General features: G+C 51.9%; 10 protein-coding genes. 6 read left to right on the plus strand and 4 right to left on the minus strand.

Annotated features, from left to right (window positions below; translation table 11 throughout):
* Nucleotides 1–97: 97 nt before the first annotated feature.
* A complete protein-coding gene (locus IP582_RS17515; protein WP_079496265.1) occupies nucleotides 98–1,219 on the minus strand; it encodes a porin OmpC in 1,122 nt (373 codons plus the stop codon).
* A gap of 841 nt (nucleotides 1,220–2,060) precedes the next feature.
* Here IP582_RS17515 and rcsD point away from each other — a divergent pair.
* Complete coding sequence (gene rcsD / locus IP582_RS17520) at nucleotides 2,061–4,730, plus strand: phosphotransferase RcsD (protein ID WP_193793954.1); 2,670 nt, start codon at nucleotides 2,061–2,063, stop codon at nucleotides 4,728–4,730.
* 16 nt (nucleotides 4,731–4,746) lie between these two features.
* Nucleotides 4,747–5,397 (plus strand): response regulator transcription factor RcsB, encoded by a 651-nt coding sequence (rcsB, locus tag IP582_RS17525; protein ID WP_039079923.1) that lies wholly within the window; start codon nucleotides 4,747–4,749, stop codon nucleotides 5,395–5,397.
* Nucleotides 5,398–5,431: 34 nt separating this feature from the next.
* Here the strand turns inward: rcsB and rcsC are convergent, their stop codons facing one another.
* Entirely contained in the window at nucleotides 5,432–8,278 is a 2,847-nt protein-coding gene (gene rcsC, locus IP582_RS17530; RefSeq protein WP_193793955.1) for a two-component system sensor histidine kinase RcsC, read from the minus strand.
* Nucleotides 8,279–8,391: 113 nt separating this feature from the next.
* The gene (gene gyrA / locus IP582_RS17535) at nucleotides 8,392–11,025 is read right to left on the minus strand and encodes a DNA topoisomerase (ATP-hydrolyzing) subunit A (protein WP_193793956.1); all 2,634 of its coding nucleotides are present in this window, start codon (nucleotides 11,023–11,025) and stop codon (nucleotides 8,392–8,394) included.
* 158 nt (nucleotides 11,026–11,183) lie between these two features.
* Between gyrA and ubiG the strand changes: the two genes are divergently transcribed.
* From ubiG to yfaE, 4 genes are all read left to right on the plus strand, one after another.
* Entirely contained in the window at nucleotides 11,184–11,912 is a 729-nt protein-coding gene (ubiG, locus tag IP582_RS17540; RefSeq protein WP_039079920.1) for a bifunctional 2-polyprenyl-6-hydroxyphenol methylase/3-demethylubiquinol 3-O-methyltransferase UbiG, read from the plus strand.
* Between the two features lie 346 nt (nucleotides 11,913–12,258).
* Nucleotides 12,259–14,544 (plus strand): class 1a ribonucleoside-diphosphate reductase subunit alpha, encoded by a 2,286-nt coding sequence (nrdA, locus tag IP582_RS17545; RefSeq protein WP_071195659.1) that lies wholly within the window; start codon nucleotides 12,259–12,261, stop codon nucleotides 14,542–14,544.
* 81 nt (nucleotides 14,545–14,625) lie between these two features.
* Nucleotides 14,626–15,756: a class Ia ribonucleoside-diphosphate reductase subunit beta gene (nrdB, locus tag IP582_RS17550; protein ID WP_193793957.1), complete on the plus strand. Its 1,131-nt coding sequence runs from the start codon at nucleotides 14,626–14,628 to the stop codon at nucleotides 15,754–15,756.
* Nucleotides 15,756–16,010 carry a class I ribonucleotide reductase maintenance protein YfaE gene (gene yfaE / locus IP582_RS17555; protein WP_039079917.1) on the plus strand — a complete coding sequence of 85 codons (255 nt, stop codon included), beginning with the start codon at nucleotides 15,756–15,758 and terminating at the stop codon, nucleotides 16,008–16,010. The genes nrdB and yfaE overlap by 1 nt, the downstream gene beginning before the upstream one ends.
* Before the next feature lie 29 nt (nucleotides 16,011–16,039).
* Here the strand turns inward: yfaE and glpT are convergent, their stop codons facing one another.
* Entirely contained in the window at nucleotides 16,040–17,392 is a 1,353-nt protein-coding gene (gene glpT, locus IP582_RS17560; protein ID WP_071195658.1) for a glycerol-3-phosphate transporter, read from the minus strand.
* Nucleotides 17,393–17,558 lie beyond the last annotated feature (166 nt).

Raw genomic sequence — 17,558 nt, forward strand, 5'->3', positions numbered from 1 at the left:
GTTTTGCGCCGCCAGAGTACACCAAATTTAACGAGGGTGAGACGGGGTTCAGCCATAAAAAAAGGGGCCAGAGGGCCCCTTTGTCGAGAATTGCTGCTTAGAACTGGTAAACCAGGCCCAGGGCAACAACGTTGTCGGTGCTGATACCAGCCTGACGAGTGAAGGTGTTGTCATCCAGCAGGTTGATTTTGTAATCAACATAGGTAGACATGTTTTTGTTGAAGTAGTAAGTCGCGCCAACATCAACATATTTCAGCAGATCCTGGTCGCCGAAATCGGTCGTACCGTTGGTAACGTCTTTACCTTTAGACTGCAGGTAAGCAACGGACGGACGCAGACCGAAGTCGAACTGGTACTGAGCAACCACTTCAAAGTTTTGCGCTTTGTTCGCAAAACCATAAACGGTGCTGTTGTTCTGAGAGTTACCGAAACGGGTTGCGTTGTAGGTCTGGGTGTACTGCGCCGCCAGATAGATGTTGTTGGCGTCATATTTCAGACCGCCGCTATAAACGTCTGCATTGTCGCCGCTACCATAAACGCCAGCCGCATTCTGGTCAGCGGTACGTTTAGAGGTAGACATTGCAGCGCCTGCGCTAAAGCCAGCACCCAGATCGTAGGTCAGAGACGCGCCGAAGCCGTCGCCGTTCTGTTTCAGGGTGCTACGACCTGTGCTGTTTTCACCGCCGACGCTGCCGTTTTTGCCCTGATACTGCAGAGCAAAGTTCAGGCCATCAACCAGACCGAAGAAGTCGGTGTTACGGTAAGTTGCAACGCCGTTAGCACGGGATTGCATGAAGTTATCAGCGCCGTAGGTATCCCCACCGAATTCCGGCAGGACGTCGGTCCAGGACGTTACGTCATAGATCACGCCGTAGTTACGACCATAGTCGAAAGAACCCGCATCACCGACACGCAGGCCAGCGAATGCCAGACGAGTCCAGGCCTGATCGCTTGAACCTTCAGTGTCGTTTGCCTGAACGTTGTATTCCCACTGACCGTAACCCGTGATCTGGTCATTTACCTGGGTTTCGCCTTTGAAGCCGAAACGTACGTATGTCTGATCGCCATCAGCGCCTTTATCATCGGAGAAATAATGCAGACCGTCGACTTTACCGTACAAATCTAATTTGTTGCCGTTTTTATTATAAATTTCCGCTGCATTTGCTGCGCCTGCTACCAGCAGTGCTGGTACCAGGAGGGACAGTACTTTAACTTTCATGTTATTAACCCTCGGTTATATGCGTTTTTATAGCCACTGCTCACTGATCAATACTATTAATCAGCCTGCAAGTTCATTCTCCTTAAAAATACAGAATAATCCAATAAGAATATGATACGAAAACTTTGAAGATGTTTCATATTGCATTATAGATGTTTCAATTTGTAAATTCATGGGAACTTTTTTTAGCACAAATAGCTAAACAATAAAGCACGAATAATCAAAATATAATTTAAGATACAACAAAAACAACAAGTTACATGATTTTCATTTTTTAGCACTGATTGCAAAACCAATATATAAATTCGGCACTAAAATAACCCTTGCTATCATCATTAACTTTATTTATTACCGTCATTCGATTCTGAATGTCTGTTTACCCCTATTAGGACCGAATGCCTGGCATTCGGTTTTTTTTTACCTTTCTTTACGCAAGAAAATTCATTTTGTGCTACCTGAAAGAATTTGTAATGACTATTAATTAAACAATATTCGTGCCAGGTACAGTGCAAAAAGATAATTCATTTTTTATTTTCTTGTTATTTAGTGCGATTTTTACAAACGAAGCGGTAAATATCTGTACAGAATCGCATGAATTGTACATTTTTTAGCATCTGGTTTAGGCGAGCTTTTTTCGTTCGTCTGCAAGACATTTGCCCGAACGAGAGTCTGGAAATTCATTCATTACCCGATATACTGCCTGCTGTACACAGCTCTGCAACATCACGCCGGCAAGACCGCCGTCATTGCTGGCAGGTTCTTACGGCATGGCAGCAACATTGTCTCGAAGCGGATATTGAGTAGTAGTCTGCAGTGTTGTCATTACGGGTTACACACACGAATGAGTCGATCGGACACCATGACCCCAGGAAAATTTTCTCTGATACCGGGCAACATCACCCGCTTCTTTCTTCTATTGATCATTGTCCTGCTGGTCACGTTGGGCGTAATGATACAAAGCGCCGTTAATGCCTGGCTAAAAGATAAAAGCTATCAGGTTGTCGATATCACTCACGCAATGCACAAGCGCATTGATACCTGGCGCTACGCTACCTGGCAAATCTACGACAACATCGCGGCAGCGACCTCTGGCAGTTCAAGCGATGGCTTACAGGAAACCCGTCTGAAACAGGACGTTTACTACCTGGAGAAGCCTCGACGTAAAACAGAAGCGCTGATCTTCGGCTCCCATGACAGTTCGACACTGGAAATGACGCAGCGAATCTCCACCTATCTGGATACCCTGTGGGGCGCGGAGACCGTTCCCTGGTCGATGTACTACCTCAATGGTCAGGACAACAGCATGATCCTGATCTCTACCCTGCCGTTGAAAGATCTCTCCTCCGGGTTTAAAGAGTCCACAATTGGCAGCATCGTCGATTCACGCCGCGCGGAGATGTTGCAACAAGCTAACGCGCTGGACGAACGCGAGAGCTTCTCTGCCCTGCGTCGCCTTTCCTGGCAGAATGGCCACTATTTCACCCTGCGCACCACGTTTAACCAGCCCGGTCATCTGGCGACGGTTGTGGCATTTGACCTGCCGATTAACGACCTAATCCCACCGGATATGTCGTTGGACAGCTTCCGTCTCGATACAGATAACGCGCAAAATAATCTGCGTTCCACCGATAAAGAGAGCACCGACAGCGTCACCATCAATTTCAATAGTTCGAAAATCGAGATTGCCTCTTCGCTCAACTCCACCGGCCTTCGCCTGGTCTGGCAGGTGCCGTTTGGTACGCTGCTGCTGGAGACCTTGCAAAATATTCTGTTGCCGCTGTTGTTGAACATTGGCCTGCTGGCGCTGGCGCTGTTTGGCTATACCACGTTCCGCCATCAACCGGGTCGTCAGAGCGACGGACTGGCCCCTGCGGGAAACAGTAACGAGCTGCGCGTTATGCGCGCCTTTAATGAAGAGATTGTCTCTCTGTTGCCGTTAGGGTTGCTGGTACATGACCAGGAAGCCAACCGCACCGTGTTGAGCAATAAAATCGCCGATCATTTGCTGCCGCATCTCAATTTGCAAAACATCACCTCGATGGCCGATCAGCATCAGGGGGTGATTCAGGCAACTATCAATAACGAATTGTATGAAATTCGTCAGTTCCGCAGCCAGGTGGCGTCGCGCACGCAAATTTTCATCATCCGCGATCAGGACAGAGAAGTACTGGTGAATAAAAAGCTCAAACAGGCGCAGCGCCTGTATGAGAAAAATCAGCAAGGTCGCGCAGCGTTCATGCAAAACATTGCCGAAGCGCTCAAGCAGCCTGTCAAAGCCCTGGCTGGCGAAGCCGCTGCGTTGAGCGATAAAGAGGGCAACCAGCTTGCTGATCATGCCGAAGCGCTGGCGAGACTGGTGGATGAGATCCAACTGGCCAATATGCTGGAGAGCGACACCTGGAAAGGACAATCCACGTTGTTTTCCATCCAGGATTTAATTGATGAAGTGGTACCGCAGGTACTGCCTGTGATTAAGCGCAAGGGACTACAACTGCTCATCAATAACCATCTTCATGCTAAAGAAGAGCGCCACGGCGACCGTGATGCCCTGCTACGTATTTTGCTGCTGTTGATCCAGTACGCAGTGACGACAACGCAGATTGGCAAAATCACCCTTGAAGTGAGCATGGACGAATCAGCGGAAGATCGTCTGACCTTCCGTATCCTGGACACCGGCAACGGGGTGAGTAATAGCGAGATCGACAACCTGCACTTCCCGTTCCTCAATACCACTCAGGGCGATCAGTATGGTAAAGCCAATGCCCTCACCTTCTGGCTGTGCGATCAACTGGCCAGAAAACTCGGTGGTCATTTAAACATTAAAGCACGGGAAGAGCTCGGTACCCGTTATTCACTGCACGTGAAAATGGCAGTGCGCGCTCAACATGAGGAAGCCGAGGAGAAATTACTGGACGACGTGGTCGCCATGATTGATATCACCTCCAGCGAAATCCGCAATATTGTGGTTCGACAGCTCGAAAACTGGGGAGCAAGCTGTATCTCTCCGGATGAAAGGCTGTTAAGTCAAGAATATGACCTGTTTTTAACGGATAATCCGTCTAATCTTACATCCTCGGGCTTGCTTTTAAGCGATGATGAGGTCGGCGTGCGGAAAATTGGCCCCGGACAATTGCGCGTCAACTTTAATATGAGCAATGCAATGCAGGAAGCAATATTGCAGCTTATAGAAGAGCAACTGGCACAGGAAGACGTTATGGAGTCGCCTTTGGGGGGCGATGAAAATGCCGAACTCCATGCCAGCGGTTATTATGCGCTGTTTGTCGACACAGTACCGGATGATGTTAAGAGGTTGTATACTGAATCGGCGACAAGCGATTTCGCTGCACTGGCTCAGACAGCACACCGCCTGAAAGGGGTGTTTGCCATGCTTAATCTGGTTCCTGGTAAGCAGTTATGTGAAACGCTGGAGCATTTAATTCGTGAGAAGGATGTTCCAGGCATAGAAAATTACATCAGCGACATTGACGCTTACGTCAAGAGCTTGCTGTAGCAAGGTAGCCCAATACATGAACAATATGAACGTAATTATTGCCGATGACCATCCGATTGTACTGTTCGGTATTCGCAAATCACTTGAACAGATCGAATGGGTGAATGTAGTCGGTGAATTTGAAGACTCTACAGCACTTATCAATAATCTGCCGAAACTTGAGGCCAATGTTCTTATCACCGATCTGTCAATGCCAGGCGATAAATACGGTGATGGCATCACGCTGATTAAATACATCAAACGCCATTTCCCGAACCTGTCCATCATTGTTCTGACAATGAACAACAACCCGGCCATTCTGAGCGCCGTGCTGGATCTGGATATTGAAGGGATCGTGCTGAAACAGGGCGCACCAACCGACCTGCCTAAGGCGCTGGCTGCATTACAGAAAGGCAAGAAATTTACCCCGGAAAGCGTTTCCCGCCTGCTGGAAAAAATCAGCGCTGGCGGTTATGGCGATAAACGTCTGTCACCGAAAGAGAGTGAAGTATTGCGTCTGTTTGCCGAAGGTTTCCTGGTCACCGAAATCGCCAAGAAACTGAACCGCAGTATCAAGACCATCAGTAGCCAGAAGAAATCTGCCATGATGAAACTGGGTGTTGATAATGATATCGCCCTGCTGAATTACCTCTCCTCGGTCACACTGACCCAGACCGAGAAAGAGTAATACCTGCGACCCCGGCTCCCGCCGGGGTTTGTTTTTATCGCCGGTCTTTTCTTACTCGCGCACTGTAAAGCGCCAGCGTCTGTTTCAGCACGTCCAGTGTTACCGGTTTCGACAGACAGCTATCCATGCCCGACTCAAGACAACGCTGTTTCTCTTCGGCCAGCGCATTCGCCGTCACGCCGATAACCGGCAGTGTCATCCCCAATTCACGGATGCGTTGCGTCAGGCGATAACCGTCCATGTTCGGCATGTTAACGTCGCTGAGCACAATATCGATGGGGTTTTTACTCAGGACATTCAGGGCATCTACGCCGTCGTTTGCCGTTTTGCACTGATACCCCAGCGAGCCGAGCTGATCCGCCAGCAGGCGGCGGTTGATCGGGTGATCGTCGACCACCAGAATCATCATGTCCTCATTACGCGCCTCGGCCGCGCCCGGCGGTGGCAGCGCGGTAGTGACTTCCGGCACCACCACCTCAACACGGTGAATTCGCCCAAGGATCGCAATCAGATCATGCGGCGACGCCACGCTAACCAGCCATTCATTTGGTGTACGCTCCAGCGGAATACCAATGTGGCGACGGCAGAACATGACGGCGGCCCGCCCGCTCCAGGACGCGGGCAGTTCATCATCCGTAATAAAGGTGTCGTTTGCCCCCAGCGGGCGACCATCATAGTGCTGGACCTGAATGCCATTATGCGCCAGCAAGGTTTCAAGATAACTGTTAAGAAATGCATTGCGTACCGCCAGCCAGCAACAGGTATTCGCAAGGCCATCAACATCCGCAGGCGCAAGCTCAACGACGTTATACAGCGGAATACGGATGGTAAACTGGCTGCCCATTCCCGGTTCGGTATCGACGCTAATATCGCCATCCATCATGCTGATCAGTTTTTCGCAAATCGCCAGCCCCAGCCCGGTCCCCTGGAAGTTACGCTGCACGCCGGTACCCACCTGGAAGAAGGGATCGAACAACCGCACCACTTCCTTGGCCGGGATCCCGACGCCGGTATCGCGCACACGGATACTCAGATAGTGTTCATCCCGGCGGACATGGAGAATAATGCAGCCGATATCGGTAAACTTAATGGCGTTGCTGAGCAGGTTAGAGATAACCTGTTGCAGACGCATCGGATCGCCATTCAGCGTGGCAGGCACGTCCGGCTCGATAAAACAGTAAAGGCCGAGCTGTTTACGGACCACCAGCGGCGCATAGTTGGCGGTGATATGACTCATCACCTCGCGCGGGGAGAACTCACGCGGCTCAATTTTGAGTTGCTCAGATTCGATTTTCGAAAAATCGAGAATGTCGCTGATGATTTTTAGCAGCAGACTCGACGAGTTATTCATCGCCGTCACCAGACGGTCAACGCCTTTCGGCAGATCTTTGGTTTGCAGCAGATCGAGGTTACCAATAATGCCGTACAGCGGCGTACGCAGTTCGTGACTGACGGTTGCCAGGAACATCGATTTTGACTGGCTCGCCTGCTCTGCCGCCTGCGCCATCTCCTGTAGCGACTCTTCCATTTTGACGCGCGCAGACACATCCACCAGCACACAAATCGCCACGTTTTCGTTGCGATAACGGGAATGGACAAAGCTTATCTGCAAATTGGTATTGTTACTGGTCAGTACATCCACAAAGTTTACCTGCTGCCCGCAGATAATTTGCGTCAGACGTTGCCGATCTTCGTGGGTGAGCATATTCAGGTAGTTATGCGCCAGTTCATTACTCAGAATGTTGGTGCCATCCTGGGTACGTAAAATACAGATCCCCACCGGCGCTGAGGCGACGATTTTACGGTTGAACTGCTCGTGCTCTTCCAGACGCTGGGCGTCCGTTTCCGCCGGAATAAAAATTCGCCGTTCATACATACGTGCGAGGGTAAACAGCGCAACCCCCACAAGGATATTAAGCAGCACCGCATTGAGGATCAGCATGCGAATACGCTCAAGCACCAAGTCCACAGGCACCGAGTAGACGATACTCAGCGGCGAAGGTGGCAGGCTTTTTTTGAGGATAAGGTCATGAAAACCGGAGGTGTAACCAAACCAGGAGCGCACCTGCAGCCAGCGCGGATCCGCCTCGATACGATTTTCCGCACCGGTCAGGGAAATCAACGCACGCCCGCTTTCATCAAAGATGGTCACACCCATTGGCAAACTGCCGGGGGTGAAAAAGTTCTCCATCCGAATGGATTGTTCCGTTCCCAGCAACGCCTGCAGACGATTGCCCAGATAAACCGGCGTCAACGCATAAAAATAGCCGACTCCCGGACGCGCCCCCTGGCTCATCCAGTACAGGTTGTTGCCACGTTCATCCTGCGGCGCGTTGCGGTATTTCAGAATACGCTCATGCAGACTTTTCAATGTCTCGTCGCGTTCGACCGGCACATCACGCAGGCCAAAATCCGCCACGCAGAGATTCTCACTCCCAATCAGGAATACGCGATTCAGGTCGTAAGCCGCCGAGAAGTTATCCCGCCAGTAGCGCATAAACCAGGCCAGTGACTCCAGAGAACCACGCCAGGCCGTGCCCATTTTCGAGCAGTCAGAATCGGGGAACAGCGGCTGAAAATCAGGTACATCAGTTTTCGCATCCAGCCCACGAGAGGCAAGAATACCGTTTTCTGCCGTCAGACGGTTTTCAGCGATGTATTTCAGCTCTTTCATGACGTCGGAGGTGCGCTGAATATACCGCTGCGCCTGATCGGCACTGAGGTTAAATTCCTGGCGTATTTCTGACTCTTTATCACGCAACGCGTTGACGATGTAGAACACCGAAAAGAGAGCAATCAGCAGCCAAAGCACCAGAGCCAGCGCGCGGAAAAGATAGCGCGAGACTTTCAAAGTGCTACGAAAAGAGACGAGGTATTTCAACCTGGGGAAACTCCGCCATGAGGGTGTAAAAGTGACTGAGGTTAAAGTAGCGGTAAAATGCCGGTGCCGCAATGGCAAAGAGAAAGGGCCGGAAAACCGGCCCTCAGCACAGATTACTCGTCGGCGTCGTCGTCAGACGCGCCATCGTCAACTTCCGGGGCGATTTCATCATCCCCTTCCGCGACGCTGCCATCGATGGAGTCAAGTTCTTCGTCGTCCACCGGTTCGGCTACACGCTGCAGACCGACCACGTTTTCGTCTTCCGCGGTACGAATAAGGATAACACCCTGGGTATTACGCCCTACCACGCTGATTTCCGACACACGCGTACGCACCAGCGTACCGGCATCGGTAATCATCATGATCTGGTCGGTATCAGTAACCTGTACCGCACCCACCACGGAACCGTTACGTTCGGTCACCTTGATAGAGATAACGCCCTGCGTACCACGAGATTTGGTCGGGTACTCGGTTTCAGCCGTACGTTTACCGTAGCCATTCTGCGTCACGGTGAGGATTGCCCCTTCGCCACGTGGAATGATCAGCGAAACGACTTTATCCTCGCCTGCCAGCTTGATACCGCGAACACCTGTTGCGGTACGTCCCATCGCACGAACAGCATCTTCTTTGAAGCGCACCACTTTACCAGCGGCAGAGAACAGCATGACTTCGTCCTGACCAGAGGTCAGATCGACGCCGATCAGTTCGTCGCCTTCATTGAGGTTAACCGCAATGATCCCGGCAGAGCGCGGACGGCTGAACTCGGTCAACGCGGTTTTCTTCACGGTACCGCTGGCGGTCGCCATAAAGACACTTACGCCCTCTTCATACTCGCGTACCGGCAGAATGGCGGTGATACGCTCATTCGGCTCCAGCGGCAGGAGGTTGACGATCGGACGGCCACGCGCGCCACGGCTCGCTTCCGGCAACTGGTAAACTTTCATCCAGTACAGACGACCACGGCTGGAGAAGCAGAGGATCGTGTCGTGGGTGTTGGCCACCAGCAGACGGTCGATAAAGTCTTCTTCTTTAATACGCGCCGCAGACTTGCCTTTACCGCCACGACGTTGCGCTTCGTAGTCGGTAAGCGGCTGGTATTTCACGTAGCCCTGATGCGACAGCGTAACCACAACATCTTCTTCGTTGATCAGATCTTCGATGTTGATGTCGGCGGTATTGGCGGTGATCTCAGTACGACGCTCGTCACCGAACTGCTCACGAATCAGTTCCAGCTCTTCGCGGATAACTTCCATCAGACGATCGGCGCTGCCGAGGATATGCAGCAGCTCGGCAATCTGTTCCAGCAGCTCTTTATACTCGTCGAGCAGTTTTTCATGCTCAAGGCCTGTCAGTTTCTGCAAACGCAGATCCAGAATCGCCTGTGCCTGCTGTTCGGTCAGGTAGTATTTGCCGTCACGAATACCGAACTCTGGCTCCAGCCATTCAGGGCGCGCGGCGTTATCGCCCGCACGTTCCAGCATGGCGGAAACGTTGCCCAAATCCCACGGCTGTGCGATAAGACCGGCTTTCGCTTCTGCCGGGGTCGGCGCACGGCGAATCAGTTCGATAATCGGATCGATATTGGCCAGCGCAACGGCCAGCGCTTCAAGGATATGCGCACGGTCGCGCGCTTTGCGCAGTTCGAAAATCGTACGACGCGTCACGACTTCGCGGCGATGACGGACAAACGCGGACAGGATGTCTTTCAGGTTCATGATCTTCGGCTGGCCATGGTGCAGTGCCACCATGTTGATACCGAAGGAAACCTGGAGCTGGGTCTGGGAGTACAGGTTATTCAGCACCACCTCACCCACTGCGTCACGTTTGATTTCAATCACGATGCGCATTCCGTCTTTATCAGACTCGTCACGCAGCGCGCTGATACCCTCAACGCGTTTATCTTTAACCAGCTCGGCAATTTTCTCGATCAGACGTGCTTTGTTCACCTGATACGGAATTTCATGCACGATAATGGTTTCACGACCGGTTTTCGCGTCAGCTTCCACTTCCGCGCGGGCGCGAATATAAATTTTGCCACGCCCGGTTCGGTACGCTTCTTCAATACCGCGACGACCGTTAATAATGGCGGCGGTCGGGAAGTCCGGCCCAGGGATATGTTCCATCAGCCCTTCAACGCTGATGTCTTCATTATCAATGTACGCCAGGCAACCGTTAATCACTTCCGTCAGGTTATGCGGAGGAATGTTGGTCGCCATCCCGACTGCAATACCGGAAGACCCGTTCACCAGCAGGTTCGGGATCTTGGTAGGCATAACATCAGGGATTTTTTCCGTACCGTCGTAGTTGTCGACGTAATCAACGGTCTCTTTTTCCAGGTCGGCCATCAGCTCATGGGCAATTTTCGCCAGACGGATTTCCGTATAACGCATTGCCGCCGCGGAGTCGCCGTCAATCGAACCGAAGTTACCCTGACCATCAACCAGCATGTAGCGCAGTGAAAATGGCTGTGCCATACGCACAATGGTGTCATACACTGCGGAATCACCATGGGGATGGTATTTACCGATTACGTCACCAACGACACGGGCAGATTTTTTGTAGGCTTTGTTCCAGTCATTGCCCAAGACGTTCATGGCGTAAAGTACGCGACGGTGAACCGGCTTTAGACCATCGCGGACATCTGGCAGCGCACGGCCAACAATGACCGACATGGCATAATCCAGATAAGAACTTTTCAGCTCTTCCTCGATGTTGACCGGTGTAATTTCTCTCGCAAGGTCGCTCATCTAACCGCTATCCCTCTACTGTATCCCGGATTCAAAGGTCGCAAATTATAACACAACCGTAATGAATCAGGTAAACGGAAAGACCCCGCAGGGCGCTTTATTAGCGCCAGCAGACTGTTATACTCATCCGTCTTGCTAAATAAGGAGTACGTATCCCCATGAATGCCGAAAAAACGTCGGTTGCTCAAAACGTTGACCAGGCTGAAATCGCCAAATTTGAAGCGGTCGCTTCTCGCTGGTGGGATCTGGAAGGTGAATTCAAACCTCTTCATCGCATCAATCCATTACGTCTGGGCTATATTGCAGAACGTGCTGACGGTCTGTTTGGCAAGAATGTCCTGGATGTCGGCTGCGGTGGCGGCATTCTGGCGGAGAGCATGGCGCGCGAAGGGGCGATAGTCACCGGGCTGGATATGGGTTTTGAACCGCTACAGGTCGCCAGGCTGCATGCTCTGGAGTCCGGCATTCGCGTCGAATACGTGCAAGAGACTGTCGAAGACCACGCCGACAAACATCCACAGCAATATGATGTTGTCACCTGCATGGAGATGCTGGAACACGTACCGGACCCGCAATCGGTGGTCAACGCCTGCGCGCGGCTGGTCAAACCCGGCGGCCACGTCTTCTTCTCGACGATTAACCGTAACGGCAAAGCGTGGTTGATGGCGGTGGTTGGCGCGGAGTATGTGCTGAAAATGGTGCCGAAAGGGACGCACGATGTGAAGAAATTTATCAAACCGGCAGAACTGCTCGGTTGGGTGAATGAATCCGGGCTAAAGGAGCGTCACATTACGGGCCTGCATTACAACCCGCTGTTAAATGCCTTTAAGCTCGCGCCCGGTGTGGATGTGAATTATATGTTACATACAAAGCCAAAAAACGTCTGACGTCATTCACTATTCTTATAAAGATTGCGCTACATCATGTCGCGCGATCTCCCCTTCCCGATGAAGAAATCAGCGTTTGATCAAATTTTCATTTTTTTTTGCGAAATATTGACATCCCCGCCAGGCCTTATGCGACGTGGACTTAGCCTTTATCACTCTTTTGCAACCTCAATTTAACGTCAAAATCAACTCTTGTACTCAAAAGAATCCTTACTAGAATACTCACCATATAGCGTTTCTCTTATCATATACCCCCAACATATAGTATTTATCCACAGACTTAGTCACAACGTGGTTCTGTGGATAATTGGGGGATATTTTTTATTCACGGACAGGTAAATTTCACATGAATCAGAGTCTGCTGGTGACAAAGCGCGACGGTAGCACCGAGCGCATCAATCTCGACAAAATTCATCGGGTGCTCGATTGGGCGGCAGAGGGGCTGAGTAATGTATCCATCTCCCAGGTGGAACTGCGTTCCCATATTCAGTTCTACGACGGCATCAAAACGTCCGACATTCACGAGACTATCATCAAAGCCGCTGCGGACCTGATCTCCCGTGAAGCGCCAGACTACCAGTACCTCGCCGCGCGCCTGGCCATTTTCCATCTGCGTAAAAAAGCCTACGGTCAGTTCGAGCCGCCAGCGCTGTACGATCATGTGGTAAAAATGGTTGAACTTGGCAAATACGACACGCATCTGCTGGAAGACTACACGGAAGAAGAGTTCAAGCAGATGGACGAGTTTATCGACCACTGGCGCGATATGAATTTCTCCTACGCGGCCGTTAAGCAGCTTGAAGGCAAATACCTGGTTCAGAACCGTGTAACCGGCGAAATCTACGAGAGCGCGCAGTTCCTCTATATCCTGGTGGCTGCCTGCCTGTTCTCAGGGTACCCACGCGAGACGCGTCTGAGCTACGTGAAGCGCTTCTATGATGCGGTCTCTACCTTCAAAATTTCTCTGCCGACGCCGATTATGTCCGGCGTACGTACTCCGACCCGTCAGTTCAGCTCTTGCGTGCTGATCGAGTGTGGCGACAGCCTGGACTCTATCAACGCCACTTCCAGCGCAATTGTGAAATACGTTTCCCAGCGTGCCGGTATCGGTATCAACGCGGGTCGTATTCGTGCGCTGGGTAGCCCGATTCGCGGCGGTGAAGCGTTCCACACCGGCTGTATCCCGTTCTACAAACACTTCCAGACCGCGGTAAAATCCTGCTCTCAGGGCGGTGTGCGCGGTGGTGCGGCGACCCTGTTCTATCCGATGTGGCATCTGGAAGTTGAAAGCCTGCTGGTTCTGAAAAACAACCGTGGCGTTGAAGGTAACCGTGTACGTCACATGGACTACGGCGTACAGATCAACAAACTGATGTACACCCGCCTGCTGAAAGGGGAAGAGATCACCCTGTTCAGCCCGTCTGATGTCCCGGGCCTGTATGACGCGTTCTTCGCCGATCAGGATGAATTCGAACGTCTGTACACCAAATATGAGAAAGACGACAGCATCCGCAAACAGCGCGTAAAAGCCGTTGAGCTGTTCTCGTTGATGATGCAGGAACGTGCCTCTACCGGCCGTATCTATATCCAGAACGTTGACCATTGCAATACCCACAGCCCATTTGACCCGGTGGTTGCGCCAGTGCGCCAGTCTAATCTGTGCCTGGAAATCGCTCTGCCAACCAAACCGCTGGAAGACGTGAACGACGAAAACGGTGAAATCGCGCTCTGCACACTGTCTGCCTTTAACCTGGGTGCGATTTCTAATCTGGATGAGCTGGAAGAGCTGGCGGTGCTTGCCGTGCGTGCGCTTGATGCCCTGCTGGATTACCAGGACTACCCGATTCCGGCGGCAAAACGCGGTGCAATGGGCCGCCGTACGCTGGGTATTGGCGTGATTAACTTCGCCTACTGGCTGGCGAAAAACGGCAAACGCTACTCCGACGGCAGCGCCAACAACCTGACCCACAAAACGTTCGAAGCAATCCAGTACTACCTGCTGAAAGCATCTAACGAACTGGCGAAAGAGCAAGGCGCATGCCCGTGGTTTAACGAAACCACCTACTCCAAAGGCATTATGCCTATTGATACCTACAAGAAAGACCTGGACGGTATCACCAGCGAGCCGCTGCACTACGACTGGGACGCCCTGCGTGAATCGGTGAAAACTTACGGCCTGCGTAACTCCACGCTGTCTGCGCTGATGCCGTCGGAAACCTCATCGCAGATCTCCAACGCCACCAACGGCATTGAGCCGCCGCGCGGCCATGTGAGCATCAAGGCGTCGAAAGACGGTATCCTGCGTCAGGTGGTGCCGGATTATGAGTTGCTGAAAGATAAGTACGAGCTGCTGTGGGAAATGCCGAACAACGACGGCTATCTGCAACTGGTGGGCATCATGCAGAAATTTATCGACCAGTCGATCTCTGCAAATACCAACTATGACCCGACACGCTTCCCGTCCGGAAAAGTGCCGATGCAGCAATTGCTGAAAGACTTGCTCACTGCCTATAAATTTGGCGTGAAGACCCTGTACTATCAAAACACCCGCGACGGTGCGGAAGATGCGCAGGATGATCTGGTGCCGTCCATTCAGGATGATGGCTGCGAAAGCGGCGCATGTAAGATCTAATGTAAATGCCGGGTGACGCTACGCTTACCCGGCCTACGATTTTGTTTGCCCGATCTACAAAATCTCTCACAGGACACACTCATGGCATACACCACCTTTTCACAGACGAAAAACGACCAGCTCAAAGAGCCAATGTTCTTCGGCCAGCCGGTCAACGTGGCACGCTACGATCAGCAAAAATATGACATCTTTGAAAAGCTGATTGAAAAGCAACTCTCCTTCTTCTGGCGTCCGGAAGAAGTTGACGTTTCCCGCGACCGTATTGACTACCAGGCGTTGCCGGAACACGAAAAACACATTTTCATCAGCAACCTGAAATACCAGACGCTGCTGGACTCTATTCAGGGTCGTAGCCCGAACGTGGCGCTGTTGCCGCTGATTTCGATCCCGGAACTGGAAACCTGGGTTGAAACCTGGGCGTTTTCAGAAACGATCCATTCGCGCTCTTACACCCACATCATCCGTAACATCGTGAACGATCCGGCGATTGTGTTTGACGATATCGTCACCAACGAGCAGATCCAGAAACGTGCCGAGGGCATTTCGGCCTATTACGATGAGCTGATTGAGCTAACCAGCTACTGGCATCTGCTTGGCGAAGGTACCCATACCGTTAACGGTAAAACCGTGATCGTGAACCTGCGCGAGCTGAAAAAGAAACTGTATCTGTGTCTGATGAGCGTTAACGCACTGGAAGCTATTCGCTTCTATGTCAGCTTTGCCTGCTCTTTCGCCTTTGCGGAGCGCGAATTGATGGAAGGCAACGCCAAAATCATCCGTCTGATCGCACGCGATGAAGCGCTGCATCTGACCGGGACTCAGCACATGCTGAACCTGCTGCGTTCAGGTAGCGATGACCCGGAAATGGCGGAGATTGCCGAAGAGTGCAAACAGGAGTGCTATGACCTGTTCGTCCAGGCGGCGCAGCAGGAGAAAGAGTGGGCAGAGTATCTGTTCCGCGACGGCTCTATGATCGGTCTGAATAAAGACATCCTGTGGCAGTATATTGAGTACATCACCAATATCCGCATGCAGGCGGTCGGCCTGGACTTGCCGTTCCAGACCCGCTCTAACCCGATACCGTGGATCAATACATGGCTGGTCTCTGACAACGTTCAGGTGGCTCCGCAGGAAGTGGAAGTCAGCTCTTATCTGGTTGGCCAGATCGACGCCGAAGTCGATACCGACGACCTGAGTAACTTCCAGCTCTGATGACGCGCGTAACCTTACGGCTGACGGGCACACAGGTGTTGTGCCAGGAAGAACATCCGTCATTGCTGGTGGCGCTGGAATCACACCGCGTGCCGGTGGAATACCAGTGCCGCGAAGGTTACTGCGGCTCCTGTCGCTGTCGCCTGGTCACAGGCCAGGTCGACTGGCTGACCGAGCCGTTGGCCTTTATCCAGCCTGACGAAATATTACCCTGCTGCTGCAAAGCAAAAGGGGATATTGAGATTGAAATGTAAAAGGGCCGCGCGCGGCCCTTTTTATTGCCTTACCGGCGCTTAGCCGCCACTTGTGCATGATGTTTGCGTTCGCCAATCATCACCACAATCAGCAAAAGCACAGCCAGAATGCTGCCGCCAATCATCACCATAAAACCACCGTCCCAGCCAAAGAAATCGACGGTGTAACCCACAATCGCACTGGCCGCCACCGACCCGCCAAGGTAGCCGAATAAACCGGTGAAGCCCGCTGCCGTACCGGCGGCTTTTTTCGGAGCCAGTTCAAGAGCGTGCAGACCAATGAGCATCACCGGGCCGTAGATCAGGAAGCCAATGACAATCATACAGACCATATCTATCGTCGGATTACCCGCCGGGTTTAACCAGTAGATGATCGTGGCAATGGTGACCAGCGTCATAAAGAAGACGCCTGTTGCACCACGGTTACCTTTGAAGACTTTGTCCGACATCCAGCCGCAAATCAGCGTCCCTGGGATCCCGGCATATTCATAAAAGAAATAGGCCCAGGAAGATTTATCCAGCGCGAAATGTTTCACTTCTTTCAGGTAGGTGGGTGACCAGTCCAGAATGCCGTAGCGCAGCAGATAAACGAAGACGTTGGCGATGGCGATGTACCAGAGCAGACGGTTCGGGAAGACGTACTGCATAAAGATTTGCTTCGCCGTCAGTTCCTCTTCTGCCTTTTCGCTGTAATCGTCCGGGTAGTCGTTTTTATACTCTTCAATCGGCGGCAAGCCGCAGGACTGAGGAGTATCGCGCATCATAGCGAACGCGAAGATCGCCACAATGATTGCCCCAAACGCAGGCATATACAGCGCCGCGTGCCAGTCGTTAAACCAGGCCATACCCAACAGGAACAGCAACGGGGGAATACCGCCGCCGACGTTGTGCGCACAGTTCCATACAGACACTATCCTGCCACGCTCTTTTTGCGACCACCAGTGCACCATGGTACGTCCGCACGGCGGCCACCCCATTCCCTGGAACCAACCACACAGGAACAGCAGCACAAACATAATGGCAATGCTCGATGTCGCCCACGGGACAAATCCCATGAACAACATGACTGCCGCGGCCAGAATCAACCCGGCGGGCAGAAAAACGCGCGGATTCGAACGATCCGAGACCGACCCCATAATGAACTTTGAGAAACCATAGGCAATGGAGATCCCCGACAGCGCAAACCCTAAATCACCGCGGGAAAAGCCCTGCTCCACAAGGTAAGGCATGGCCAACGCAAAATTTTTGCGCACCAGATAATAGGCCGCATAGCCAAAGAAAATACCCAGGAAGATCTGCCAGCGCAGACGACGATAAACCGGGTCGATACGATCTTCAGGAAGTCTTTCTCGGTGGGATTCTGGCCGGAAAATACTCAACATATATGCCTCCGTGGCAGGGTTTTATCATTATATGTGACTACTATGAGTGAAAACGAAACCATGATTTCGTTTGTAACGGTTTTACCCGGCAAATTCTAACGACAAAAGGCGATTTGTCGCACCTTATGTTACATATTTATGACAAAGCTCCACTTTCAGACATAAA

It is taken from the genome of Citrobacter sp. BDA59-3 (assembly GCF_015167655.1).
GTDB classification, from domain to species: Bacteria; Pseudomonadota; Gammaproteobacteria; order Enterobacterales; family Enterobacteriaceae; genus Phytobacter; species Phytobacter diazotrophicus.

Excerpts from the sequence above, each read along its gene's own strand:
- rcsD (WP_193793954.1), top strand. The coding sequence starts at position 2,061 with ATGAGTCGATCGGACACCATGACCCCAGGAAAATTTTCTCTGATACCG.
- rcsB (WP_039079923.1), top strand. The coding sequence starts at position 4,747 with ATGAACAATATGAACGTAATTATTGCCGATGACCATCCGATTGTACTG.
- ubiG (WP_039079920.1), top strand. The coding sequence starts at position 11,184 with ATGAATGCCGAAAAAACGTCGGTTGCTCAAAACGTTGACCAGGCTGAA.
- nrdB (WP_193793957.1), top strand. The coding sequence starts at position 14,626 with ATGGCATACACCACCTTTTCACAGACGAAAAACGACCAGCTCAAAGAG.
- yfaE (WP_039079917.1), top strand. The coding sequence starts at position 15,756 with ATGACGCGCGTAACCTTACGGCTGACGGGCACACAGGTGTTGTGCCAG.
- gyrA (WP_193793956.1), bottom strand. The coding sequence starts at position 11,025 with ATGAGCGACCTTGCGAGAGAAATTACACCGGTCAACATCGAGGAAGAG.
- glpT (WP_071195658.1), bottom strand. The coding sequence starts at position 17,392 with ATGTTGAGTATTTTCCGGCCAGAATCCCACCGAGAAAGACTTCCTGAA.
- nrdA (WP_071195659.1), top strand. The coding sequence starts at position 12,259 with ATGAATCAGAGTCTGCTGGTGACAAAGCGCGACGGTAGCACCGAGCGC.
- IP582_RS17515 (WP_079496265.1), bottom strand. The coding sequence starts at position 1,219 with ATGAAAGTTAAAGTACTGTCCCTCCTGGTACCAGCACTGCTGGTAGCA.